Raw genomic sequence first — 1407 nt, 5'->3', positions numbered from 1 at the left:
GCCAGATCAGTCCGATCGCCTACGAACAGAGATCCATTACGCTGACCACGGCCGCATAGGAATCGATGTCCACGATCCAGGGGGAAGCCCCGTCGGCCAAGTGGGCGAGACAGGCAGTGTGGACGGATACGCGGATGCCAGGGCAGCCGAACGGGCTTTCCGGACTGGCGCCCTCGCCGCAGTGCTGCCAACGAGGCGGGGTCAGGGACGGTCCTTGGCGTGGTTGAGGCATACCCGAGAGACGATCGAGCACAGCCCAGCGGTTGCCGATCCGGAGATCATCTCCTGCTCGATCCGGGTGTGGGTTTGCAGACGTCGCACGCTGTGGCCCAGCCGTGCTGGACAAAGATCGCGGCCTCGCTGCTGCTGGCCGGGGTGAGGCGCCCTTGGGCGGCCCAGCAGTCGGCGCTGTGAAGAACGAGGGCGCGCTGATCCGGGGTGTCCTGGGGGAGGGCCTGGAGTACCCACTCCGGGCGGCCGCCAGCCCGTTCGGTGGGGACCTGGCCGTAGTCCTCGCCGTCGACGGGGCGAACGGCCGCAGCGGGTACTTCGATCGAGACTTCGTACAACCACTGCCCGGCGTCCTGTCGACGCGCATGGAGGCGCCCTGCGACGGCACGTCCCCCGGGGAGGGTGACAGCCACACGCGGGGCCGATTGTTCGTTCATATGTTCGATAATAGTCGGCCTGAGAAGGAGGGCCGGTAAGAACGCTGTCAGTGAGATGTGCCCGATCTGCAGTCCGGAGACAGGGCTGATCAACGGGTAGGCCGTCCGGACCGCCCCGGGCGCCGCCCGAGGTAGAGGCTTGCAAGATCGTCGTGTGGAGTTCCCGGTCAAAGTGGCGCTGGCCCAGGCGGTTCCGACCCTGCCTGATGGGCCGGGCTGGTGGTACGAAGCCAAATTCGACGGTCACCGGACCGTGCTGCGCCGCACCGACGACACCGTGATCCTGTACGCCCGGTCGGGCAGGGTTGTCACCCAGCACTGGATGGACCTCGCTGTAGCCGGCATGGCCCTGAGGCCGGGCACGGTCCTGGACGGTGAGGCGGTGATCTGGCGGGACGGCCGGCTCGACTTCGCCGCGGCGCAGTCACGGGCCGCGTCATCGGTCACCCGGGCACGTGCCCTTGCCGCCCGGCATCCTGCCTCGTACGCCTGCTGGGACGTTCTGCAGCACCCTGACCCGGCGATCGGGGACTGCCGGAGCCGCCCGTACACGGCCCGCCGCGCCTACCTGCTGGAGCTACTGGCTGACGTTGGGCCGCCGATCCAAGCTGTGCCCGCGACCGAGGACCGGGAGGTGGCAACCGTCTGGTACGAGACCCTCCGGGCGCAGGGGATCGAGGGGATCGTCGCGAAGCGGGGCGACGCCAGCTATCCGGCGGGGCGCCGCGGATGGGTGAAG

At 68.9% G+C, this 1407-nt stretch carries 2 protein-coding genes; one reads left to right on the top strand and one right to left on the bottom strand.

Going from position 1 to position 1407, the window contains the following annotated elements; translation table 11 throughout:
• Positions 1-278 precede the first annotated feature (278 nt).
• The gene (locus ACNPQM_RS44105; RefSeq protein WP_418088409.1) at positions 279-668 is read right to left on the bottom strand and encodes a DUF6233 domain-containing protein; all 390 of its coding nucleotides are present in this window, start codon (positions 666-668) and stop codon (positions 279-281) included.
• A 139-nt stretch (positions 669-807) separates the two neighbouring features.
• Between ACNPQM_RS44105 and ACNPQM_RS44100 the strand changes: the two genes are divergently transcribed.
• Positions 808-1407, top strand: a 600-nt coding sequence (locus ACNPQM_RS44100) for a hypothetical protein (RefSeq protein ID WP_418088408.1), incomplete at its 3' end; no start/stop codon positions are given.

The sequence above is a fragment of the Streptomyces sp. NPDC056231 genome (genome assembly GCF_048270745.1).
Taxonomy (GTDB): domain Bacteria; phylum Actinomycetota; class Actinomycetes; order Streptomycetales; family Streptomycetaceae; genus Streptomyces.
Note: the sequence above shows the minus strand (reverse complement) of the source record. Positions and strands in the feature narration are given on the sequence as shown.

Coding starts and splice junctions, on each gene's coding strand:
- ACNPQM_RS44105 (WP_418088409.1), bottom strand. CDS start 668: ATGAACGAACAATCGGCCCCGCGTGTGGCTGTCACCCTCCCCGGGGGA.